This is a genomic window from Candidatus Poriferisodalis sp. (assembly GCF_965198245.1).
Taxonomy (GTDB): Bacteria; Actinomycetota; Acidimicrobiia; order Acidimicrobiales; family Poriferisodalaceae; genus Poriferisodalis.
This window is the reverse complement of sequence record NZ_OZ240249.1, coordinates 3,322,656-3,344,440: the sequence shown is the minus strand read 5'-3', so window position 1 is coordinate 3,344,440 and position 21,785 is coordinate 3,322,656. Positions and strand designations below refer to the sequence as shown.

Here is a 21,785-nt window from a genome sequence, read left to right as displayed (position 1 = left end):
CGCTGATACGGCGCTAGCGGGTCTGGTGCGCCGAGGCCGGTGTACTTCCTGTCGCAAATATGGACCTATGAGTCTTTCGGAGCGAGAACATGAGATAATTGCATAATATGTGCGCACCAACTGGCATCCGTGGCTCGATCAGGAGGTGGTGTCCGTGGGCAGTCTTGCCGTTCAGTCGTGTCGGCGGCTCGGCCCTTTGCAGTACCGCGACGACGCTCATCGTGATCTGCCTCACATTCTGAGTTTTTCGGGCGGCCGTTCGTCGGCTGCGTTGGCGTTCATGGCTGCTGATGAGGGCTTGCTGCGCCCTGAGCGCGGCGACCTGCTGTTGTTCGCGAATACTTCGGCTGAACACCCGGGTACCTATGAGTTCGCGGCGGAGTGCAAGTCACGGATCGAGAGCGAATTCGGCTTGCCCTTCTTGTGGCTCGAATTTTGCACTGTGGAGAATGCCTGGAGGGGCGAATACTGGCGGCGCGACTCGTACCGTCTCGTCAAGTCGATCCCCATCGAGGATGATCCTGAGGGGTATCGCAGTAGCGGTGAGGTGTTCGAGGAGCTGCTCAGTTGGCAGGGGATGCTGCCGAACCCGCATTCCCGCACTTGCACTGCGAAGCTGAAGCTGTATCCGTCGCACAAGCTGTTGGCGGATTGGATCGGCGGAACCCTGGGACCAGCGCATGCTGGTCATCACTGGCCTGCCGAGGGTCATGAGCTTGGGGCGAACCTGGTTTGTGCGGAGCAGTTCGCCGATGGCTATGTGCGACGCGGCGGGAGTGCACCGCGGGAACAGGCATTGCGTCGAGCTGAGCATCTGGCGTCGCTGCCATCTCAGCGTTCTGCACAGCGTTTCGCCGACTTCACCGATGCGCCGCTCGACGATCGCGAAAGCGACCGACGCGAAGGGCTTGTCGTGGAGCCTCGTCCAGCTCCGATGCGGGGCCTGGAAGCTGCCCAGCATGTGCGCCTGCTGGGTCTTCGTGCCGATGAGCCGAGACGCGTCGATCGCGTGCTGCTGCGCTGCCTGTACGCGGAAGGCGCCACAGCTGCAGGCTGCACCGTCAAGACACAGCCCCCGGGCGAGCGACCGTACTTCCCGCTCCACAACGCCGGGATCGACGCCGATGCCGTCGCGGCTTACTGGAACGGACGCAACTTCGATCTCGACATTCCGCCCGGTGCGGGCAATTGCAGTTTCTGCTTCATGAAGGGCACAAAGCAGCTCGTTGAGCTGTCAGCCACTCCCGATCGTCGACGAAGGCCGGGCACGCCCTCTGACATCGGCTGGTGGGCAGAGATCGAGCAGCGCCACATGCGCACTGAGCCCCGACGCAACGGCGACGGCATCTCCACCTTCGGTTTCTTCGGCGTGAACGCCGGAACATTTGACGACCTGGCCCAGGGCTGCACAGACGGCCTGAGCCGCTACGAACAAGGAACCCCCGCTTGTGACTGCACAGACTGACGGACAACTGCACTTCGGAATGACGCACGCGCCCGTGGGCTTCACGAGCGCGCAAGTGTCGCAGTTCGACGGGTCGGCCGAGCCTGTCGTGCGCGAACTGATCCAGAACTGCCTCGACGCCGCAGACAAAGCCGGACGGCCCGCGGAAGTGCGATTCGTCATCACCGATGTCGCGACCACGCAGTTGCCCGGATGGCCCGAATATTGCGAAGCGTTCTCCCAGGCAAAAAGCGAGAGACAGAAGCGACGCACCAAACCCTCTCATGACGAGAAGATGATCGTCGAGCGCATCGGCGGCCTGATCTCTCGCGAAGAGGTGCCTGTGCTGCTCTGCGCGGACAATGGCTGCGGACTGGATCCTCAGCGAATGATCTCGCTGCTTACCGTCGGCAATACCGACAAGGGCGAAGGCGGGGCAGGGTCATTCGGCCTGGGTCATCACGCTGCGTTCGGGGCTTCTGACCTGCGCTATGTGCTGTACGGAAGCAGATACAGCCACAACGGCTCCAATGGGACGATCGCTTCGGGCCACGCGATCTTGGCTACACGAACAGACAGAGACGGCCAATTGCTCGCTTCAGAGGGCTACTGGCGCCGCGCCAGATGGCCAGGCCAGCTGTGGCAAGACGGCAACGAATTCCCGACCGAGATGCCCGAGATGCTCGCGTCGCATCTGCAGCAAGACACCACAGGCACTGTGGTCGCAATCGCGGGATTCAACGACTTCCACCGCGACCACGACGACGCGACCGCCGCAGAGCAGATCATGCGCGTCGCAGCCGCGAACTTCTCAGCAGCGGTCGACGAGGGGCGCCTCACCGTGGAAATCGTCGACCGAGAAGGCCGAAGCAGCATCACCAACCGAGAAACTCTCACTGCTGCACTAGAGGCGATCGCCAACCGCAAGACTTCGCCAGCGGGACAGATTGCAGGCTCGCAGGCGCATGCAGCTTGGATGACATTGCGTGACGGCGCTCAGCTGACTCCGCTGCCGGGAGTGAGAGTGGCGTGGCGCTCCCTTGATGCCGCTCGTGGCGAACAGACCCAAGTTCACCTCTACCGCAAGGGAATGTGGATTTCGTCACGCGTCGACCGGCTCTTGAAGCGCGACTTTGCTTCAACTTGGCCCTTTGATGCCGTTGTGACACTCACGGACGGCGAACTCGAAGAGCTGGTCCGCGCATCAGAAGGCCCCGAGCACCGCGGAATCAAACGCCAACGACTCGACAACGACCAGAAGCGACTGCTGCGAGAACACCTCGCAACAATCGTTGACGCCCTGCGCGTCGCTGTCGGATGGCGAAGTGATGAAGAGGAATACACGCCTGAGTCGTTCGCGACACTCGACGGCCACCACATCCGCAAGGCGGAACCCGTTCGTCGACCGCGGCGCCAAGCGGGAGGCGGCAGCCAGAGGACCAAAGTCGAACGAGGAAACAAGAAGACAGGCGGCGTCAAACGCGAACGCCGTCGCGGCACTCCACGGCCTGGGTCGATACCGAGCTACCGGCATGCGTTGCGATCCGATGCCGACCGGGGAATTGTCGAGGTCCGGCTGGACTACGACGAGAACACCGACGACCAACACTCCATGGGAATCCGAGTGCGCCGCGCCTCAGGCGCCGACGGCACCTGCGAGCAGCCATTCCCCGACGACTACTTGCCGCTCGCCTCCGTGGAGGATTCCGAGATCGGCGTTGCAGCCACTGGGGGCAGCGATGGCGAGACCGAGCTTGTGCTGCCTGCCTCTGAGGGCGAACGCACCCTGCGGATCAGGCTCGCCGACGGCCAAGCTCGCGAACTCGCGGCGGCTCCGCACCTGCTGAGCATCGACATCGTCAAGCGCGCTCGGCCATCACCGGCCGATGCAGACGACGACTCTGAGTCCCCAGATTCCCATGAGCCCGCAACGCGGGTCGGCCAGCACTACGCAATCTCGGAGCAACAAGTCTGATGTCCACGACCAATGCGATCGAAACGAGCGCCGAGCCGTTGCCAGTTCTGGTTCACGACGGGTCTCGGCTCGACTGGGTCGCAGCACGGTACTCAGCAACCGTTGCGCTCCAACGGCAGGCGAGCGCCGTCATCCACGAGCTTCGCGACGCACCTGAAATCGAGACGCTTCTGAGTAACGGCGACGCCATCTACGCGACCGAGATTCGCTGCCCGCGTACGATGCTCAGCCGCGTCGAGCATGCAGAAGGCACCAGCCAAGTCGTCAAATTGCACGACGCTGAGCGCAACGATGACCTGTATCTGATTCCCGGCATCGTCGCCGTCCGCGACACCTCCATCTCAGCCTCAGGACTGCATCCGCTCGTCCGCGGGGAAAGAGCCGCTGTGGACATTCCAGCGGGCTGGTGGCTGGCACGCGGCGGCGAGTACCAGTTCGAACCGCTTCTTGTCAGCTTGCTCAGATTTGTCAAGGACGGAGACGATCGGCTCAAACCGGGAACAATGTCTGTCGAGGAAGCCGAACTGTCCGGCAACCCGTACTTCAAGGTGACGCTCGCAGCCGAGCTGTACGACCATCGCCGTGAGCACCGCGACATCCAGATAGCTGCGCTGATCGCCGCATTCGGGCAGCTTCCTCGCAGCACCATGGCAAGAGGCAAAGACGACGAGGAAGATGACGGAGTGAACGCTGACTGCCCTCTCGCTCAAGCGCTTCGGGCAAGGCTCGAAGACGCTGCCCTGTCGGACTGGGACAGCGAGTTCTTCGATCCCGCCAGAGCAGCCACATCGATGGAGAGATTCTGGATCGACACAGGAGACGACGAGTGACGACAAACGGCGTGCTGACGCTGGTCGACGAGGTCGCCTACCAATCCTGGCAACAGCACATCATCTATGAGAAGAACCGAGTGCGTGCCTCTGATGAGCAGTCATCTGCAGGTCAAGCCAACGGCTCCCTCGCAGGAGGCGACAGCTCCGACCCACCCCAAGAGGACTCCAGCGACGAGCAGCAGTACCGCAGCGAAGTCAAAGCCCGTCAGCTGGAACTGGTCGCTGCAGTCGCAGCAGGCTCCGCCGAGTGCTCGCGATACCTGCTGAGACAGCTTCGCGTGACCGACGAGGAAGCGCTGAGATCGGCCGTGCCGTCGCTGCCGAATCCCCTGACGGCATCAGAACTGCTGCGCCTGCCCAGGTACGCCGAGGAGCGAATCGCTGAGAGCCTCTCAATGTCCCCAGCAGAAGCAGCTACCCCCGCTTTCTGGGCCGCCTGCCATGCCGTCTGGATAGAGCAAGGCAACTTCGACGACCTCGTCGCCGGCTTTCTCGAAGGCCCCAAGGCCGACAACGCCGAGGCTCGGACCCGCAATTTCCTGCGCCGCACAGGAGGTCTCGAACGGGTCCGAGGAAAAGTCAGTGTCCTCGTGAACTGCCCGATCTCGACGGCGTGGTGGCGTGTACGAACCGCACGCGAAATTGTCGCTGAAGCACCGTCGAACAGCATCGACTTCGAGACCGCCCACCAGTTGCTGCACGACCCGAACATCTGGCCCGAACTCACAGGCTTGTCTGTGAAGCGAATCACCTCACTAAACGCGCCCCGCGCACGCGCCGCTGCGATCGTGGCACTTGGTCAACGTGGCACGATTGACAACGGGGTCAAGGCGAGCCTCAGAAAGATCCGCTGCCAAGGCGCCCTGCGCGCCTTGGGGCGACTGGGCCACAGCTACAGCCTCAACACCGTTCCGTGGGAAATAATTCTGAGCACCGCGCTGGAGGGAATCGAGGAGGCAGATATCGACAAGCTGTCGGCCGAGTCCGCCGATCTCACCGAAGAAGACTGAGCAACCTCAGAGTCTGCACGATGGCTGGTGAGATTCTGATCTGCCGCGCGAGGAGACTTTGGCGTCGACCATGGGCGCTTGGGTCACGCAGTCCGGAACGGCGTTGGTACAGCGCCCCTTCGGCGAGTCTGCTATTGGGCCGGTTGGCTGAGTTGCGACACAGCTTCGAGACGGGCGAGGCCGTCGGTGTGATCCAGAAGGGTTGCGTTCACTTCAGCGCGAAAATCCTGGATTTCGGTGCGAAGGCGTGTTTCGAGATCGTCGATCTCGGATCGTAAGCCAGTCTCGACGCCGCTGATTTCGACACGCAGTGCGGTGATGTCAGCGCGCAGAGCCGTGTACCCGGCTGCGGCCACCGCGATGAGACCCGCGAGAATGGTGGTTGCCAGCGCGGTCAGCAGCGCAGAGCGCCACGGCCGGCTCTGGGCGGCGACCGCCTGCGCTACGAGCTTGGCGAGAAGGTCTGCATCGAGTGCGGCGGCGGCAGGCGCTGCCGGATCCACCGGCTGTTCGGACTCAGCACCCACAGCCTCGGGATCCATGCCAGTCACCATAGCCACGGCGGCTCCTTCGATTGAGCGGTCGCGGCACCCGGTATAGCTGAAAGACCTCGGTAGTCCGCAATGGTTTTCGAGCCGCCCTCCGGGCGTCTGTGAGCGCCGGCCCGGGCGGACGGCCAGACGGCCGGTCGGTGGTTACTGTGGCGTGGTCGTCGGGCTGGCCCCGGCACTCGGACGCAGCTCACCCGCAAAGACGAGCTTGCGGCCAACGATCCAAAGAAGCGAGGAATCTCATGGAACTTGGCGAGGCAGCACTGACGTCGATGACGACGAGGTTCTTCACGAAGGACCCGGTGTCGGACGAAACCCTGGAGCGGGCGTTCGACTACGCACGCCACGCGCCCCAGGGCGGCAACCGCCAGCCGGTGCGGTTCATCGTCGTGCGTGATGACGAGAAGAAGCGGCAGCTGCAGGAGTGGTACCTGGAGCCGTGGAAGGCCTACCTCGGTCTGGCCCGCAGCGGCGACATCGAGATCGTCGGCGAGAAGGCGAAGCGCCTGCTGGACAGCGCCGACTACTTCGCCGAGCACTTCGCTGAGGTGCCGGTGATCGTCGTGGCCTGCGGCTACATCGACGGCGTCCACCCCACCGACACCGAGCTGGGCCGCCTCAGCGTCGTAGGCGGCGGCTCGATCTACCCCGCAGTGCAGAATTTCCTGCTCGGCTGCCGTGAGGCCGGCCTCGGTACGGCGCTGACCACGCTGCTGTGCATGTACGAGCCGCAGGTCGCCGAGATGCTGGACATCCCCGAAGGCGTGGCCACTGCGGCCCACATCGCCGTCGGCTACCGGTCCACGCCGTTCCCGCGCAAGCTCGACCGGCTGCCGCTGTCGGAGATCGTCTTCGACGAGACCTGGGGCAACGCCACCTACTAGACCGCGCCACGACAGAACGAGGCGCTGAGCGCGGGCCATCGGGTGTGATGTTGTGATGTTATGATGATGCGATGCGAACGACACTCGACTTGGACGATGACGTACTGGCCGTAGCGCGCTCGCTGGCACAGGAGCGGGGCGTTTCGATTGGGGCGGCCATGTCGGAACTGGCCCGTCGCGGTTGCCGGCAACGCCCGACTGCTGCTTCTGGAGGAGTGCCCGGGTTCGAGGTCGACGCCGACAGCGGCCCGATCACGCCGGAGATGGTTCGTGCGGCGAGCGAGGATTGGTGACGCCTCTCCTTGACGTCAACCTGCTGGTCGCCTTGGCCTGGCCGACCCACACCCATCATGCTGCGGCTATCGACTGGTTCACCTCTCGTCACCGAGCACCATGGGCGACGACACCGCTCGTGCAGCTCGGATTCATACGGGTCTCGTCGAATCGGCGAGTCTTGCCCGACGCACGTTCGCCCCATGAGGCAGCCTCGGTCATGCGAGCACTTGCCGCGGTGGAAGGCCACGAGTTCTGGATCGACGACATCGATCCATCCCAGGCACTTTCCCGCGGTCTAGAGCGGCTCACGGGCTATCGACAGGTGACCGACGCACACCTCATCGCCTTGGCCGAACGTCACGGCGGCTGTGTAGCGACCTTCGACAAGGCAATGGCTTCGCTGACAGGCGACGAGCGGCGGGTGCTCGTTCTGAATGCCTGAAGACGTGGACCCCACCGCATCCGTCCCAGATCGTTTGGGTGACCTACTGGCAGAGGACTGCGAGGCGTTGCGAGCGGCCGGACTGGCCGCCGACGAGGCCTATCTGATCGCTGCCAAGCGGCGATCGGTGAGCGACCCGGTCGTGCGCGAGCTAGCGCGAGAGCGCTTCGCGGAACTGTGGGACGAACCCGACAAAGCGTCGGCGGATGCCGACGCGCCGGCCATGCCTCCCGAGACTGCCGCCGAACCCGGCTCATTGATCACCGAAGCTGCGCCTGATGCCGACATGCGCGGTACCGGGCAGCGCGGATTCTGGGTTATGGCAGCCTTCGCCGTCGCGGCGGCTGTGGCTATCCGGCTGCCCGAGGCGTTCGGCTTCGAACTGACCGAATCGCAGGATGCCGAGTTCTACGCACTCAACTACAGCCTGCTCGTCTTGCCCCCGCTGGCCGGCTGGTTCGTGTGGCTGAAGCGACCGCCGCTTCAGGTGGCTGTTGTGATCGGCGCCGTCTTCGCAGTCTCAGCGGCGGTCATCAACGCCTATCCGTTCGACGGCGGCGGCTCGACCTTCGTGCTGGCGGTGCTCCACCTGCCCGTCCTGCTGTGGCTGGTCGGGGGCCTCGCACGAGCCGGAGCGCTCTGGCCGCTGCCAGCCCAGCGCATGGACTATGTGCGCTTCACGGGCGAATGGATCGTGTACGGCGTCCTGATTGCGCTGGCAGGCGCGGTGTTCAGCGCCCTGACCGTCGGTGCCTTCGTTGCCTTGGATCTCAGTACCAGGTGGATGACTGAGTGGGTGATGGTCGCCGGGTCGGCCGGCGCGGTCGTCGTCACCGCCTGGCTTGTCGAGTTCTGGGCCGGCGCCGTTTCGAGAATCGCCTCGATGCTGGCGTACATCTTCACGCCGCTCTTCGCCGCGATGCTGGTGGTGTTCCTGGTGGCGGTGCCGGCGTCTGGCCGCAGCATCGAGAGCGACCGCGAAGCCCTCATCCTGTTCAACGTGCTGCTGGGCATCGTCGTCGGTCTGCTGCTGTTCTGCGGCGCCGCGAGGCGCCCGAGCGACCGGCTGGGATTCTTCGATGGCGCTTCGGCTGTGCTGGCGAGCGCTGGACTGCTCACCAGTGTCCTGACCCTGGTGGCCGTCATCGGGCGCATTGCGGACTTCGGCTGGAGCCCGAACCGAACTGCGCTCTTGGGCATCAATGCCATCTTCGCGGTGAACCTGGCCGGAAGCGTGTGGCTGTACCTCGCGCTGTGGCGTCGACGTCGTCAGTTCGACGACATCGTGCGCTGGCAGACCGCCCACCTCGCTGCGTACGCCGCCTGGGCCGCCATTGTGGTCGTGGCTTTCCCGCCGGTCTTCAGCTTCGCATAGCCCCAGTTCCGTCGCTGTATGAAATTTATTGGAAGTCAATGACTCAGCGCGTTATGACATGCTCCATGTCGCATACGCATACCTTGGAGACCGGTAAGATTTCCTTACTTAATGATCAGAGTAAGGAATTGGACATGGCTGTCATGGCGCGGGTCACTTCCAAGGGGCAGGTGACCATTCCCAAGAGAGTCCGCGACGCGCTGGGCATCAATCCCGGCGATGCCGTGCTGTTCAGGATCGAGTCTGAACGGGCGGTCATGCAGCGCATCCCCGATCTCATTGAACTCGCGGGAAGCGTGGAGGTGCCCCCGGAGAAACGCGACACACCGTGGGAAGAAGTGCTCGCGCAGACCCATGAAGCTTGGGCCCGCGAGGCAATGGACATCGACGAGTCGTGACGGCGTTCGTCGACACCAACGTCCTCGTCCGTCAGCTCACAGGGAGCCCGCCTGAGTCCGCAGCCGCATCCGCACGGCTGCTGGCATCTGGAGAGACGCTGCTGCTGCCGGATTTGATTCTGGCTGAAACGATCTTTGTGCTCCAGTCGTTCTATGCCATGCCGCGGGCACGCGTGGCCGAATTGACTCGAGGTGTGTTGGCCACAGGAGCTGTTCGTGTAGAAGATCCCGCGCTGTTGTTTCGCGCGATCGAGATCTACGAGACATATCGTCTGGCCTTCGCAGATGCCTACCTCGTGGCTTCTGCTGAGGTGACGGGCATCAGCAGAATCGCCTCTTTCGATCGCGGCATTGACCGCGTGCGCAGCGTCGAGCGGGTCGAGCCGTAGGGCTTGAACTTCATCAAGCCAAGGCGGGGGCGGCCGTCGGCGGATGGGCGGGACAGCGGAGGCTCTAGCGTTCTCTGCTGGCTGGCGACTCGACGCGCTGAGAAACCAGAGATGGGGAGGGCGACATGGCGATGACTGACGAGCAGCGGCATGAGGCCGCCGCGGCACTGCTGCATGCCGAGAACACCCGCGAGTGGATCGACCCGATCACTGATACCTACGCAGGCGCCACCATTGAGGACGCCTATGCCATCGGGCAGATGGTGACCGACGCCAAGGTTGCCGCCGGCAGAGTCATCAAGGGCCACAAGGTGGGGCTGACCTCGAAGGCCATGCGCTCGACCTCGGGCGCCACCGAGCCCGACTACGGCACGCTGTTCGACAACTGGTTCCTCGACGAGGGCTGCATCGTGCCGGCCTCGATCCTCAACGTGCCGCTGGTGGAGATCGAGATCGTCTTCGTGCTGAAGTCGGACCTTGGCGGACCGGACACCAACGCCATCGACGTGATGCGGGCGACCGATTTCATCTTGCCCGGCATCGAGGTGGTGGATCGGCGCTACAACCGGCGCAGCACCCAAGCCGGCGTGGCCGACAGCATCGCCGACGCAGCATCGTGCGGTTTCATCATCGTGGGCGGCCGCCCCACCAAGCTGACCGACATCGACATCCGGCACATCGGCGGAGCCCTGTACCTGAACGGCGACCTGGAAGAGTCCGGCACCGCAGCGGCCGTGATGGGCAATCCGCTCAACTCGGTGGCCTGGCTGGCCCGCAAGCTCGACGAGTTCGGCGTCACGATGTCAGCCGGCCACGCGATCCTGTCCGGCTCGTTCATCCGTGCCCGCACAATCCGCCCCGGCGACGCCGTCGTCGCCGACTTCGGCCCCCTCGGCCAGATCAGCTTCGGCGTCGGACTGCCCGAGGATTGAGCCCCAGCGACTCGGGTCAGCTCTATAGAAGTGTGCTCACATCTACAGGTGTGCATATACACAGGTGTGTATGCACACCACTACGAGAGTCCGTCCGTGCGCCGCAAACGTAGATGGCGCAGCTCAGTCTTCGACGTAGGCCACGAAATCGCAGGAGATCTTTGCGGGCCCGCTGCCTTCCACCTTCATGTTGTAACGGGACGGCCGCGAGTCCGGGTCGGGGAAGCGCTCCAGCCACGGTCCGTTCAGCGCCGGGCGTGACGCAGTCGGGTCGGTGACGTAGAACGTCATCTTCGCCATGTCGTCCCAGGTGGCACCGGCGCCCTCGAGCATCTGGCCGACATGGGTGAACAGGTTGTCGATCTGCTCTTCGAGGGAGTCGGGAACGTCACGCGAGCCCGGGTTGGTCGGCGGCGTGATGCTGCTCACCACGAGCGGTCCGATACGCGTCGCAGCGGGAATCGGATTGGCGTGCTGGAAGCTCTCGATCTCAATCGACGTGCGTGCCATCGCGAGTTCTCCTCTGCGGCTGATGCTCAGCCCCTGCTCGGGTCGTGCCCGCAAACCTACGCGAGGATGCGCGAGGCACGGGAAGATTCGGCTGTCGGCGCGCGGGTTACGCGCCTTCGACGACGACCATCTGGAATTCGGCGGCACCAGCCCGGACGTGGCGGGCGTGGCGGTACTTCTCGGAGTCGTAGAACTCCTTCGCCGAGTCCATATCGGGGAATTCCAACACGACCAGACGCCGGTTCTCCTCGGGGCCCTCGAGGGTCACCGACTCACCACCTCGCACGATGAATTTCCCGCCGCTCTCGGCGACAGCGGCCGGCGACAGCGCCTTGTATTTCTCGTACTGGTCCGGATCGGTGACGTTGACCCGCGTGATCACGTATGCAGCCACGGTGTTCCTTTCGGTGCAGGTGCCGGATCCGCCAGCAGACGACTGCGTGTTGCGCCGGCTGCTAGCCGACCGAGTTCAGGATGGCGTCGCGCCCGTGCTTGAAGCCCGCTGACTCCGGTGTGTGGTTGAGCGCCAGCTCGGTCTCGACTTCGCCGGCGATGCGGGAATGCCACATCTTTCGCGGCTGGGACATGTCGAACGGCACGCCCTGATGCATGAGGCGGCGGTTGTCCCAGATCACGGCCTCGCCCTCGGTCCACGCGTGCTGGTAGATGCGTGGCAGCTGGCACGCCTCGCGGTTGAGCCGGTCCAGCAATGCCACAGACTCTTCTGGGTCCATGCCGACAATGTCGTGGGCGTGGCGGCCGATCAGCAGATTGGGCCGGCCGGTGTCAGGGTGGTATTTCACCATCGGCCGGACCGAGATGTCCATGTCGTGGTAGCCGTACATGCCGTAGGTGCCGTCATCCTTCTTGTTCGGCAGCAAGCCTGCCCGGCCCTGGCTGTAGTAGAGCGAATGGTGCGCCTCCAGCGTGTGCACCAGCTCGCGATCTTCATCGGACAGCACCTCATACGCGGCCCGCATGTCGGCCCAGCCGGTGTCGGCGCCGTCTTTGGGCACTAGCTCGGCAGTGAATACGGCGCCCTTGGCCTGCAGCGGCATGTAGGTGCTGTCGTGATGCCAACCCCAATTGCCCTTCAGCGACTTCACGAGTTCGTCGGCGGGCTCGTAGTGGACTTGGCCGTCCTTGCCGACGTTCGAGATTGGTGCCGCATTGAATTCCAAGTTCCCGAAACGCAGTGCGAATGCGTCCTGCTCGTCGTTGGTCAGGAACTGACCAGAGAAGATCAGCAGTGCGTATTCCAACCAGACTTCGTGCAGCGCCTCGAAGGTGACGTCGTTGATGGTCCGCAGCTCAATGTCGTGAATCCACGCTCCGAACGTGGCATCGACAGGTTCGATGTTCAGCGTGACAGCCGTCATGGACGGATCGTACCATCGGCCCAAAGTGGCTTCAGGGTGGCGATTCGGCCTTGCGAAGCCGGGTCACATGAGCTGCTGATGCGTCGGCAATCTGGCGAGCGCGCCGCGGGCAGGCAAGACTCACCCGGGGCCAGAAGGCCCTCAACTCCGAGCACCCCAAGGAGCAGTCCATGGTTGATGCCGCATCGAGCATTGGTTCCGCCGACAGCGGAACAGTGGTCGAACGCATCGAGACCCTGTCGTGCGATGCGGCGTGGCGGAACTACTACTTCTTGAAGGTCACCACCGCCGACGGCGTGGTCGGCTGGGCCGAGTACGACGAAGGCTTCTCCTCACCCGGCCTCACCACCGCCATCGAAGCGCTGGTGCCGCTCGTGATCGGGCGCTCAGTCTTCGACCACGAGCCCACCTACCAGTACCTCTTCGCTCGTACCCGCCAAGCGGCCAGCGGCGTCATCGGCGAAGCGCTCGGCGCGATCGAGAACGCGCTGCTCGATGCCAAGGCTCGCACGCTGGGAGTGCCCTGCTACGACCTGTTGGGGGGCAAGGTGCGCGACCGCATCCGCGTGTACTGGTCGCACTGCGGGACCTGGCGCATCAACCTCGCGCACATCTACGACAACCGCATCACCGACCTCGACGGCGTGCGTGCGCTCGGCGCCGAGGTTGCCGAGCGAGGCTTCACGGCGCTCAAGACGAACATCTTCCGCCAGACGCCGGACGGGCTGCGCGGCTGGCTGCCGGGCTTCGGCACGCCGTTCGCGCCCGAGCTGAACGTGTCGCGCCAGCTCATCAACGAGATCCGGGCGACTTTGCAGGCGTTCCGGGACGGCGCCGGCGACGACATGGACCTGCTGTTGGACCTGAACTTCAACGCTCGCACCGAGGGCTACGCCCGCATCGTGCGAGAGCTGGCCGACTTTGGGCTGTTCTGGATCGAGATCGACTCCGACCATCCCGACGCCATGGCGCACATCCGCTCGAAGGCCGGATGCACGATCAGCGGTGGAGAGTCGCTGTTCGGCGTGCGCGAGCTGTACCCGTACCTGGTTGCCGGGTCGCTCGACGTGCCGATTATCGACGGCATCTGGAACGGCTTCTGGCAGTCCTCCAAGATGGCCGCGATGGCCGACGGCATGGGCCACAGCGTCGCCCCGCACAACTTCTACGGGCATCTCGCAACGATGATGAACGCCCACTGGGCGGCGGCTACCCCCAACATCATCATCATGGAAACCGACATCGACCGCATTCCGTGGGACGACGAGATCGTGACCGTCGCGCCGAACTACGTCGACAGCCACCTCATGCTCGGCGATGCGCCCGGCTGGGGAACCGAGCCCATCGAAGAGGCTCTCGCAGCGCACCCTCCCCGGCTGAGTGGCCTCCGCGAACGCCGCCCCCCGGCGGGCGATGACTGAGGAAACCGCTTCAGCGTCGAACCCCGCACCGCAGGCCTTCCGACTTCGATTTGCTGACGGCGCGCCGCGCCTGACGCCGATCGTCGGAGCACGCAGCGCGGGCGACGCCTTCCCGCCACGCATCGAGCGCATTGCGCCAGTGCGCCCGACGCCGACGCCGACACCGTCACCACGCCCACACCCACAAGACAATGCTGACCAACGCGTCTCGAGTCGAGCACGTCTGGCGCTCGCCACCGGCTCGTTGGCGTTCGTGCTCGGAACTGTCAACGTCACCGTGACGAACGTCGCATTTCCCGACATCGTTCGGGCCTTCCCCGGCGTGTCAGGGGCGGTTACGGGCTGGATCGTGAGCGGCTACGCGCTCGCGTTCTCCTCCACGATCATCATCGGCGGTCGGCTCGCGGATCGCTACGGCCGACTGGTGGTGTTCCGACTCGGAGTGCTCGGCCTCTTCGTGTCATCGATCGCCGCCGGCCTGGCGCCCGGCATCGAGCTGCTCCTCGTAGCACGGGCGGTGCAGGGGCTGTGCGGAGCGCTGACCGTGCCTTCTTCGCTTGCGCTGGTCCTGCCGCAGTTTCCCGCAGCGCGCCAAGCGAGCGTCATCGGCGTCTGGGCCTCCGCGGGCATGGCGGCGTCGGGCATCGCTCCCGGCATGGCCGCCGGCATCCTCGAGATCGCCGACTGGCGTTGGGTGTACCTGGCCATCGCTCCCATAGCGGCGCTCGCATTCCTGGGTTCGATCTGGTTCTTGAGCGAGACAGCCAAGCCCGATCGCAGCCGACCGCTGGACTTGCTCGGAGTCGCCATGGGGACTGCTGCGGTGTTCCTCGTCGTGCTGGCAACCCTGCAGGGCCGCTTCTGGGGATGGGGAACGGTCGGCACGCTCGCGTGCTTCATCGGTGCCACGGTGCTGCTGCCGCTGTTTCTGTGGCGCTCCGCCGGTCACGACGAGCCCCTCTTCGATCCGCGGCTCTTCCGGGTTCGCAGCTTCGCCGTGGCCAACATGGCGGTGTCATTGGCGATGATCGGAGCCTTCACGAGCTGGTTTCTGTGGCCCCAATACCTGGTGGGCGTTTGGGACTACAGCCTGTGGGCCGTCGGTCTGGCGTTCACCCCGGCCCCGATCATCTCGGCGGTCATGGCGGTGCTCGGCGGTCGCTGGGCCGACAAGCACGGGTTTCGGGGGATGATGGCCCTGGCGTCGCTCATCGCCACATTCGGCCATCTGTGGCTGCTGTTCTTCCTGGACGAGAACGTGCGCTTTTGGTTTGCGTTCTTTCCCGCGACCGTGTTCTTCGGCCTGGGCATGGGCCTGCTAGCCAGCCACCTGAACTCAGCGGCACTCGTGGACATCAAGCCTGCCGCCCTCGCGACTGCGAACGGCGTGCATCAATCGCTGCGGTACAGCGTCGGCGGCATCGGCGTGGCTGTGTCCATCGCAGTTCTGGGCGGCACCCACGAGGTGCACCTCTACAACTGGCTGTGGCTGCTGCTTGGCGGCCTGCAAGCGCTCTGCATCCCGCTCATGGGATTCGCCTACCCCCGCAAGCGCCCCGCAGCGCCCTGACCAACGCTGCCGCGGGCCGTTTCCAGCTCCGGTGGCTAGAGCAGTTCGTAGACCTCGTAGGCGAGCTTGCCGTCGTCGATCGAGCCGATGCCGACCGCTTGGATCTTGTTGAGCCAGGCGTACGGGCCCTCCATCGACGTCTGGAACGTGGGCGCCGACCGGGGAGTGCCGTCGTCGAGGATCTTCCCCTTGTACTCCATCAGGATGTCGACCTCGTCGTCGGTGCGGATCGAGATGCGCACATCGAGGTGCATCGTGCCGTCGGCCGAGCGGTACAGCCAGTCGCCTGAGGGGCCCAAGATGGTGCCGTTGATGCGTTCACCGGTGACAGTGCCGCTGTCAACTGACGCGATCATTCGGCTGCCGGCGGGCCCGCCTCTGATGCGGGTCGCATTTGACAGGTCGGCGTCGATCGCCATGGTGAACAGGTGCCGGACGGGCAGGGAAGTCTCGGACATCGGGTGCTCCTTGCTTGTTGAGATTCGGGGCTTGTCGTAATGGGTTTGTCGGTTGAGACGTGGACGATGCGGCGGCGGCAAGTGCTGCTACATGGTGAAGCGCAGGTTGCGGGCGGCGTGGGCACCGATCTCGGCATCCCCCGACCAGCTCACGAGGCCCGCAGCGATGGGCACTTCGGGGTCGATGCGACCGCAGGTGAGGTCCATGAACGCCATCGAGTCGCAGTGCAGCGTGACGGTCGGGTTCTCGACATGGTCGACCTCGCGGGCCCGGCCCTCCACTTGCACATAGATGTCGCGCTCCACGGCCCCGGTGATGTCGAAGCGCATGGAGGCACCATCGGGAAGCCCCACCCTCTTGCCGGCGATGTAGCCGATTGACAGATGTACCTCGTTCAGGGCCATCTCGGCGGCGGGGCCGCCATTGTCGGTCGGCATCCCCAGCGGGGTGCGGCAGTCACGCTCATGCATCCAATGGTCGAACTCCCGGATCGCCATGAAGCGGCCATAGGTCCCCGGACCGACGGGGGTGATCGATCCGCGGTCGAAGACCTCGTCGTCGAGGGCCTCGAGTTGCGCGGCCCGCCCGTCCCACACCTCGGTCGCCAATTCGGCCAGGTCGGGCCCGCTCATGGCCATGGCGGCTGAGGTGTACCCCGCTATGTCGCCGAACGGTGGCGGCGTCTCGATCGATTCAGGCAGCCAGCCCGACAGCGCCTCTTCCACCGAGACTTGGTGGGCCAGCACGCCGTGGACCGTCCAGTCCGGGCAGTGCGACTGCACCTGCCACTGGTCGCCGTCGAGCGAACCGTAGAACTCTTTGCAGCTCGCCCAGCAGGCCTTGAGGTTTTCGATGATGACTTGTGGCTGGCTCATGAGGTCCGTCCCGTTGCGTGTTGTCCGTGTTGTGGTCTCAGGGGTTGAAGTGGCTGTTGCCTCAAGCCTCAGCCAGCCTCGGCTCGAATTCGCTCCAGCATCTCGCCCAGCCGCTCGATCATGGCATCCACTGAGCGCGCACCGGCTTGGAAGATCGCCGTGACGTTCACCGAAGCCCAGTCGAATCCCATCGCGGCAACGATTGCGGCTCGCTCGCCGATTGCATCGAGGTCCTTGTAGAAGCCCTTGTCGGCGTCGGTACGCGGTGGCGGGGCCAGCATCAGCTGCATGCCGATGGACGCGGGATCTCGGCCGAAGTCCTCTTCGGCTCGACGGCGAATCGCTGCCATGCACTCGAGCGCTCGCTCGTCGCTGACGCCAGATGCCATCCAGCCGTCGCCTTTCTGGGCGGTCCGGCGCAGCGCAGCCGGGCTGTCGCCGCCGATCCACAGCGGGATCCCAGCGCCTTGTGGCGACACGGGCTCCATGCCCATGTCATGGCTGTTGTAGTGCTCGCCGGAGAACTCGATGCAACCGCCAGTCCAGTAGGTCCGCATGAGGTCAATCGCCTCGTCCATCCGCTTGCCACGCGTGCGGAAATCCTCCTCCAGCGCGTCGTACTCGGAGTCCTGCCAGCCCACGCCGATGCCGAGCCGCACGCGACCGCCCGACAGCGTGTCCAGCGTCGAGATCTGCTTCGCCACCAGCACGGGCTGACGTTGAGGCAGCACCAGCACTTCGGTGGACAACGACACCCGCTCGGTCACGGCTGCCACGTTGGCCAGCAGCATCAGCGCTTCGAGGATCGGCATGTTGGCGGGATAGATGGTGTAGCGGCCCTCGCCCGGATGGCCCATCACGACGTGGTCGAATGCAGCGATCTCGTCGTAGCCCAGGTCCTCGACGGCCTTCGCCAAGTCGAGCACCCGCTGGGGTCCTTCCCGAAAGACGATCGACGGGAAGTCGACGGCGATCTTCATGCGTGGTTGTTCTCCGGCTCGGGCCCTGTGCTCAATCGGGCCTGTGTTCAATCGGATGCAGTGGGCAGGCGGACCCTAGCTGTCGCCGGCATGAGCAGCTTTCCGTCGGAGGTGTGCTCGGCGATCTCCAGCTCCACGACACCGCTCTGGGTATCCACCGCGGTCACCGTGCCCGAATACACCAGATCTTCGCCCGCGAGCGCGCTGGCGCGGTTCTGCCAGGTGACGTTCTCGAGGCGTGCCTGCGGTCCGGCCCAGTCGGTCACATACTGCGTGAGCCATGCGCCCTGCAGGGGACCGTGCACGAGGATGTCTTCGTACCCTTCGAAGCGGGCGTAGTCGCGGTCGTAGTGGATGCGATGCGGATTGTGGCTCGCCGCGCTGTACAGGAAGAGCTGCGCCTCGTCGGGGAACTTGTAGATCGTCGGCAGTTCGTCTCCGACGCTGAGGTCGGCAAGACGGGCCGTTGCGTTGAGATCGTTGTCGAGTGTGCTCATGGTGCAATCCGTATTGTCTGTGTCATCGGGCGATGCCGATCAGGCGGGAACGGGCGACTTCGTCGCCGAACTGGTTGACGAAGGTCGTCTCGCGAACTTGCCGGACGAAGGGCCCCTTGCGTCCCTCCTTCTGGTCAAGCGCAGCGAGCCGGGTGACGGCGGTGATCTCATCGCCGATGCAGACCGGCTCGATGAAGTCCCATTCCTCGCCGCCGAACATCATCCGATTGACCAGCAGCCGCACGCCGGTGCCATCGCGGTACAGGCCGTCCGTGCGCAGGTCTGATGCGGTTTGCGGCTGCATCACCGCATGGGTGACGTAGGTGGGCGGTGCCACCAATGTCCGGTACCCGGCAGCTCGGGCTGCAGCTTCGTCGAAGTAGATGGGATTCTCGTCGCCGACGGCGTAGGCATAGCGCTGCGCTTCCCGGCGGTCGATGACCACGGTCACCGGCCCCGACATCACCTCGCCGACGCGCGCCAGCGACTCGGCTGGAATCAGCGACTCGCTCATGTTCCTGACACTAGGTCGCTAGCGTTTGAGGCGCAGCAGGAGGAAGCAGCGTGGCGTTGTGGTCGAGGAAGCTGGAGATACCGGACGCCGAGGGGGCGCTGCCAGGGCGCAGCCAAGCGATGCCGGTGGCCCCAGCGCACGTCGTGCTCGGAACGCCGATGACGCCGCCATTCCCCGAGGGGTTCGGACACCTCGTGGTCGGCATGGGCTGCTTCTGGGGTGCCGAGCGCATCTTCTGGCAGCTGCCCGGCGTGTACACCACAGCCGTGGGCTACGCCGGCGGCACAACACCGAATCCCAGCTACGAAGAGGTGTGCTCGGGTCTGACCGGCCACACCGAAGCCGTGCTGGCTGTCTTCGATCCAGCCATGACCAGCAATGAGGCCATGCTGAAGGCGTTCTGGGAGGGTCATGACCCCACGCAGGGCATGCGGCAGGGCAACGACATCGGCACGCAGTACCGATCGGGCATCTACGTGGCGGACGAAGACGAGCTGGCACTGGCCACGTCGTCGCGGGACATGTTCCAGGCGGTGCTCGACCGTGCCGGACTGGGCCCCATCACCACCGAGATCTGCCTGGCCGGGCCCTTCTATTACGCCGAGGACTATCACCAGCAGTACCTGCACAAGGTCCCATGGGGCTACTGCGGCTTGGGCAGCACCGGTCAGACCTGCCCGGTTGGGGTTGCAACCGCCGACTGAGCAGCCAAGCGCCTGATAGATCGTCAATCGAACGCGTTGGCGAACGCTTCCATTGTCTCGTCGGCCACAGCGCGCCTGTCCTCACCCCACGGCAGCGGCATCAGGACCGGGTGCTCCACGCCGGCGTCGACATAGGTCCGGGCGAACTCACCGATCTCCGCTGGCGAACCGATGAAGTCGATCGCCTGGATCATCTCGTTCGAGATCGCTGCCAGCGCGCCTTCGCGATCCCGCTCGGACTGGCGAGCACGGGCTTCGTCCACTTCGTCGCCGAAGCCGGCCGCACGAAAGGCGTTGGCGTAGCCGTCGGCCATCGCGTAGCTGAGCAAGTCGCGCTGGGCCGAACGCGCCGAGCGTTCCAGGTCGCCCGCGGCAGCGTGCACATAGCAGATGATCTGCGCATCGCCACCGGCGCGTACCTCCCGCACCACCGCAGGAACGTGCGAGGCCGGCAGGTAGTTGAGCAGCACGCCGTCCGCCACCTCTCCCGCCAGTCGCAGCATCTGCGGGTTCAGCGCCGCCAGCACGATCTTGGGGCGGCGCTCGCCCAACCGCACGCCGAGGCGGAATCGCCGGACCTGCCAGAAATCCCCCTCGAATGTGACCGGCTCCCCGTTCAGGCACTCGCGCAGCAGCGTCACGTACTCACGCATCATCGCAATGGGTCGATCCGTCGGCGACTCGCCGTGCTGGCGGAGGATGCCGGGTGCCGACACACCCAAGCCGACGAGCACGTCGCGATCGTCGCTGAGCGACTGCAGCGTGGCGGCTGTCATGGCCACGAGAGTCGGGGCGCGTAGCTGCACCGGAATGATGCCGGTGGCCAGATCGAGACCCGGAGCGGCGTGCGCGACGGCGCCGAGCATCGAGAACGCGTCGGTTCCGGTGGCTTCGACCGTCCAGATTGATGAGAAGCCCTGGGCTTGCGCGGACTGGGCGATGTCAACGATGGCAGCCGGACCCAGCACTCCCAAGCTGCCGAACGTCACGCCCAAGGGCGGCCGCCCTCGTGGTTCAGTCGTGCTCATGGCGGGGCACCGTACCCGCCTCCCGAGCGGGTCGCCGAGAGCCTGAGGGCTGCCTGGAGCAGTTGTGAGACGTGTTGGTGAACTGACGGTGGCGGGCGTCAGGTGCGAGATAGGGTGAGGAACACAACCAGCAGCGACGCCTTTCCAGGCGCCGAGCGCGGGGAGGGAGCCGAGATGACCGAGACAACCGAACCGACTCGGATAGCTGAGCCCCGGATCATTTCCGACGCGCTCGAAGTCATCGACAGCGCACTGGGAGACTTCTTCCAACGCGAGCTGGTCTCGTCGGGCGAGATCACCGATGTGCTCCTCGATGTGCGCACGCTGCTGCGTCGTGGTGATGAGGCCGCCACGGTGCCCGCCATCTCCAAGAGCGACCAAGGCGTCGCCCGGGCCTGATTCCCGCTCAGCGCCGCATCAGCCGAGCGGCAACGCGCCCGATTACCTCGCCCACGGCCGCCCCGGCAATGACGTCACTCGCGTGATGCAAGCGCACGTGTATGCGTGATGTGGCCACGATGCTGGCCGCCAGACGGTAGAGCGGTCCGAGCCGAGACCTGCGCGACAGCACGGCTGCAGCGCAGAACGCCGCCGACGCGTGCCCCGACGGGAAGCTGGACGTAATGGGCTGCCGCAGCCGATGGTTCGTCGGGTTGTCGGCGGCGGTGTCAGGTCTGCGCCGGGCGAACAGCCGCTTGATGCCCTGATTCACCACCAACGATTCGAGCGCCATCAGCGCGCTGAACCGCAGCGCATCGGAGGCCTCCCGGCGTGGCCCCAGAGCCCGAATCGCACCCAGCACGTGCCACAGCTGGCTGAACTCGCCGACGTCTGAAGCGCCGTACATGACGCGGTCGACCCACTTGCGGCCACGCAGGACTTCCCACCACCGGTCGACGGCGTTGTCGAAACGGGCGATCTGTCGTGCTGCGGACATCAGCCAGATCCTGGGGCGGTGACGGGCGGCGCCGTGGTCGTCGGCAGCAGCGGCGGAAGGACGGGGTCGGTGGCGGGAGCGATGGTGAGCGCCGGCCCGGCGTTCGGATCGGGCGGCGGCGGGATCAGCAAGATCTGGCCGACGAAGATCTTGGTCGGATCGGCAATGTTGTTCACGCGCACGAGATCGTTGAGGTGAATGCCGTGCCGGTCCGCGATCTGTATCAGCGTGTCACCACGCACGACGGTGTACGGCGTCAGCAGTCCCGGCTCTGTGGTCGTCGAGGCCGGTATCGCCGGAGTGGGAACTGTCGTGGCGGAGACCTGCGTGCGCGGCTCGCCCGGCAGGAGGGTGCAACCGCTCGTCATGGCGGCAGCGCCAAGCGCGAGAGCCACCGCCGTC

General features: G+C 65.0%; 27 protein-coding genes. 15 read left to right on the top strand and 12 right to left on the bottom strand.

The annotated features are described in order from the left end of the window. Positions 1-154 precede the first annotated feature (154 nt). From ACOCMM_RS14950 to ACOCMM_RS14935, 4 genes are read left to right on the top strand one after another with little or no spacing between them, the layout of a single operon-like run. Complete coding sequence (locus ACOCMM_RS14950; protein ID WP_419553927.1) at positions 155-1,465, top strand: hypothetical protein; 1,311 nt, start codon at positions 155-157, stop codon at positions 1,463-1,465. Continuing rightward, positions 1,449-3,419, top strand: coding sequence for a hypothetical protein (locus ACOCMM_RS14945; RefSeq protein WP_419553926.1), 1,971 nt, complete (start codon positions 1,449-1,451; stop codon positions 3,417-3,419). Before ACOCMM_RS14950 ends, ACOCMM_RS14945 begins: the two co-directional genes overlap by 17 nt. Next, positions 3,419-4,249, top strand: a complete 831-nt coding sequence (locus tag ACOCMM_RS14940) for a hypothetical protein (RefSeq protein WP_419553925.1) — start codon at positions 3,419-3,421, stop codon at positions 4,247-4,249. The genes ACOCMM_RS14945 and ACOCMM_RS14940 overlap by 1 nt, the downstream gene beginning before the upstream one ends. Continuing rightward, entirely contained in the window at positions 4,246-5,262 is a 1,017-nt protein-coding gene (locus ACOCMM_RS14935; protein ID WP_419553924.1) for a hypothetical protein, read from the top strand. Before ACOCMM_RS14940 ends, ACOCMM_RS14935 begins: the two co-directional genes overlap by 4 nt. 131 nt (positions 5,263-5,393) lie before the next feature. Here ACOCMM_RS14935 and ACOCMM_RS14930 read toward each other — a convergent pair whose 3' ends face one another. Then, complete coding sequence (locus ACOCMM_RS14930; protein WP_419553923.1) at positions 5,394-5,822, bottom strand: hypothetical protein; 429 nt, start codon at positions 5,820-5,822, stop codon at positions 5,394-5,396. Between the two features lie 233 nt (positions 5,823-6,055). On the opposite strand from ACOCMM_RS14930, the gene ACOCMM_RS14925 reads away from it, so the two are divergent. The 7 genes from ACOCMM_RS14925 to ACOCMM_RS14895 all read left to right on the top strand — a co-directional run bounded on the left by ACOCMM_RS14925 (position 6,056) and on the right by ACOCMM_RS14895 (position 10,509). Then, complete coding sequence (locus ACOCMM_RS14925; RefSeq protein WP_419553922.1) at positions 6,056-6,697, top strand: nitroreductase family protein; 642 nt, start codon at positions 6,056-6,058, stop codon at positions 6,695-6,697. A gap of 71 nt (positions 6,698-6,768) precedes the next feature. Continuing rightward, positions 6,769-6,990 carry a CopG family transcriptional regulator gene (locus tag ACOCMM_RS14920; protein ID WP_419553921.1) on the top strand — a complete coding sequence of 74 codons (222 nt, stop codon included), beginning with the start codon at positions 6,769-6,771 and terminating at the stop codon, positions 6,988-6,990. Continuing rightward, positions 6,987-7,415: a TA system VapC family ribonuclease toxin gene (locus ACOCMM_RS14915; protein ID WP_419553920.1), complete on the top strand. Its 429-nt coding sequence runs from the start codon at positions 6,987-6,989 to the stop codon at positions 7,413-7,415. The genes ACOCMM_RS14920 and ACOCMM_RS14915 overlap by 4 nt, the downstream gene beginning before the upstream one ends. Continuing rightward, positions 7,408-8,790 (top strand): hypothetical protein, encoded by a 1,383-nt coding sequence (locus ACOCMM_RS14910; RefSeq protein WP_419553919.1) that lies wholly within the window; start codon positions 7,408-7,410, stop codon positions 8,788-8,790. The genes ACOCMM_RS14915 and ACOCMM_RS14910 overlap by 8 nt, the downstream gene beginning before the upstream one ends. Positions 8,791-8,924: 134 nt before the next feature. Beyond that, on the top strand, positions 8,925-9,188 hold the full coding sequence (locus ACOCMM_RS14905) for an AbrB/MazE/SpoVT family DNA-binding domain-containing protein (RefSeq protein ID WP_419553918.1): 264 nt from the start codon (positions 8,925-8,927) through the stop codon (positions 9,186-9,188). Next, entirely contained in the window at positions 9,185-9,577 is a 393-nt protein-coding gene (locus ACOCMM_RS14900) for a PIN domain-containing protein (protein WP_419553917.1), read from the top strand. Before ACOCMM_RS14905 ends, ACOCMM_RS14900 begins: the two co-directional genes overlap by 4 nt. A 125-nt stretch (positions 9,578-9,702) precedes the next feature. Continuing rightward, on the top strand, positions 9,703-10,509 hold the full coding sequence (locus ACOCMM_RS14895; protein ID WP_419553916.1) for a 2-keto-4-pentenoate hydratase: 807 nt from the start codon (positions 9,703-9,705) through the stop codon (positions 10,507-10,509). A 123-nt stretch (positions 10,510-10,632) separates the two neighbouring features. Here ACOCMM_RS14895 and ACOCMM_RS14890 read toward each other — a convergent pair whose 3' ends face one another. From ACOCMM_RS14890 to ACOCMM_RS14880, 3 genes are all read right to left on the bottom strand, one after another. Then, the gene (locus ACOCMM_RS14890; protein WP_419553915.1) at positions 10,633-11,019 is read right to left on the bottom strand and encodes a RidA family protein; all 387 of its coding nucleotides are present in this window, start codon (positions 11,017-11,019) and stop codon (positions 10,633-10,635) included. Between the two features lie 106 nt (positions 11,020-11,125). Further along, the gene (locus ACOCMM_RS14885) at positions 11,126-11,413 is read right to left on the bottom strand and encodes a DUF1330 domain-containing protein (RefSeq protein WP_419553914.1); all 288 of its coding nucleotides are present in this window, start codon (positions 11,411-11,413) and stop codon (positions 11,126-11,128) included. Positions 11,414-11,474: 61 nt separating this feature from the next. Next, positions 11,475-12,398 (bottom strand): TauD/TfdA dioxygenase family protein, encoded by a 924-nt coding sequence (locus ACOCMM_RS14880; RefSeq protein WP_419553913.1) that lies wholly within the window; start codon positions 12,396-12,398, stop codon positions 11,475-11,477. A gap of 170 nt (positions 12,399-12,568) precedes the next feature. On the opposite strand from ACOCMM_RS14880, the gene ACOCMM_RS14875 reads away from it, so the two are divergent. Together ACOCMM_RS14875 and ACOCMM_RS14870 are read left to right on the top strand one after the other, a co-directional pair. Continuing rightward, positions 12,569-13,819, top strand: a complete 1,251-nt coding sequence (locus tag ACOCMM_RS14875) for a mandelate racemase/muconate lactonizing enzyme family protein (protein ID WP_419553912.1) — start codon at positions 12,569-12,571, stop codon at positions 13,817-13,819. Further along, positions 13,812-15,389, top strand: a complete 1,578-nt coding sequence (locus ACOCMM_RS14870; RefSeq protein ID WP_419553911.1) for an MFS transporter — start codon at positions 13,812-13,814, stop codon at positions 15,387-15,389. Before ACOCMM_RS14875 ends, ACOCMM_RS14870 begins: the two co-directional genes overlap by 8 nt. 35 nt (positions 15,390-15,424) lie before the next feature. Here ACOCMM_RS14870 and ACOCMM_RS14865 read toward each other — a convergent pair whose 3' ends face one another. From ACOCMM_RS14865 to ACOCMM_RS14845, 5 genes are all read right to left on the bottom strand, one after another. Then, on the bottom strand, positions 15,425-15,847 hold the full coding sequence (locus ACOCMM_RS14865; protein ID WP_419553910.1) for a DUF3237 domain-containing protein: 423 nt from the start codon (positions 15,845-15,847) through the stop codon (positions 15,425-15,427). 87 nt (positions 15,848-15,934) lie between these two features. Beyond that, the gene (locus tag ACOCMM_RS14860; protein WP_419553909.1) at positions 15,935-16,723 is read right to left on the bottom strand and encodes a maleylpyruvate isomerase family mycothiol-dependent enzyme; all 789 of its coding nucleotides are present in this window, start codon (positions 16,721-16,723) and stop codon (positions 15,935-15,937) included. 68 nt (positions 16,724-16,791) lie between these two features. Then, positions 16,792-17,703, bottom strand: a complete 912-nt coding sequence (locus tag ACOCMM_RS14855) for an LLM class F420-dependent oxidoreductase (RefSeq protein ID WP_419553908.1) — start codon at positions 17,701-17,703, stop codon at positions 16,792-16,794. Positions 17,704-17,750: 47 nt separating this feature from the next. Continuing rightward, positions 17,751-18,200 (bottom strand): acyl dehydratase, encoded by a 450-nt coding sequence (locus tag ACOCMM_RS14850; RefSeq protein ID WP_419553907.1) that lies wholly within the window; start codon positions 18,198-18,200, stop codon positions 17,751-17,753. A gap of 22 nt (positions 18,201-18,222) precedes the next feature. After that, a complete protein-coding gene (locus tag ACOCMM_RS14845) occupies positions 18,223-18,714 on the bottom strand; it encodes an FAS1-like dehydratase domain-containing protein (protein ID WP_419553906.1) in 492 nt (163 codons plus the stop codon). Between the two features lie 50 nt (positions 18,715-18,764). On the opposite strand from ACOCMM_RS14845, the gene msrA reads away from it, so the two are divergent. After that, positions 18,765-19,418, top strand: coding sequence for a peptide-methionine (S)-S-oxide reductase MsrA (gene msrA, locus ACOCMM_RS14840; RefSeq protein WP_419553905.1), 654 nt, complete (start codon positions 18,765-18,767; stop codon positions 19,416-19,418). Positions 19,419-19,441: 23 nt separating this feature from the next. Here the strand turns inward: msrA and ACOCMM_RS14835 are convergent, their stop codons facing one another. Next, complete coding sequence (locus tag ACOCMM_RS14835; RefSeq protein ID WP_419553904.1) at positions 19,442-20,446, bottom strand: LLM class F420-dependent oxidoreductase; 1,005 nt, start codon at positions 20,444-20,446, stop codon at positions 19,442-19,444. A 174-nt stretch (positions 20,447-20,620) separates the two neighbouring features. On the opposite strand from ACOCMM_RS14835, the gene ACOCMM_RS14830 reads away from it, so the two are divergent. Beyond that, the gene (locus ACOCMM_RS14830; protein WP_419553903.1) at positions 20,621-20,845 is read left to right on the top strand and encodes a hypothetical protein; all 225 of its coding nucleotides are present in this window, start codon (positions 20,621-20,623) and stop codon (positions 20,843-20,845) included. Between the two features lie 7 nt (positions 20,846-20,852). Here ACOCMM_RS14830 and ACOCMM_RS14825 read toward each other — a convergent pair whose 3' ends face one another. Next, positions 20,853-21,383 (bottom strand): phosphatase PAP2 family protein, encoded by a 531-nt coding sequence (locus ACOCMM_RS14825; RefSeq protein WP_419553902.1) that lies wholly within the window; start codon positions 21,381-21,383, stop codon positions 20,853-20,855. After that, the gene (locus tag ACOCMM_RS14820; RefSeq protein WP_419553901.1) at positions 21,383-21,778 is read right to left on the bottom strand and encodes a LysM peptidoglycan-binding domain-containing protein; all 396 of its coding nucleotides are present in this window, start codon (positions 21,776-21,778) and stop codon (positions 21,383-21,385) included. Before ACOCMM_RS14820 ends, ACOCMM_RS14825 begins: the two co-directional genes overlap by 1 nt. Positions 21,779-21,785 lie beyond the last annotated feature (7 nt).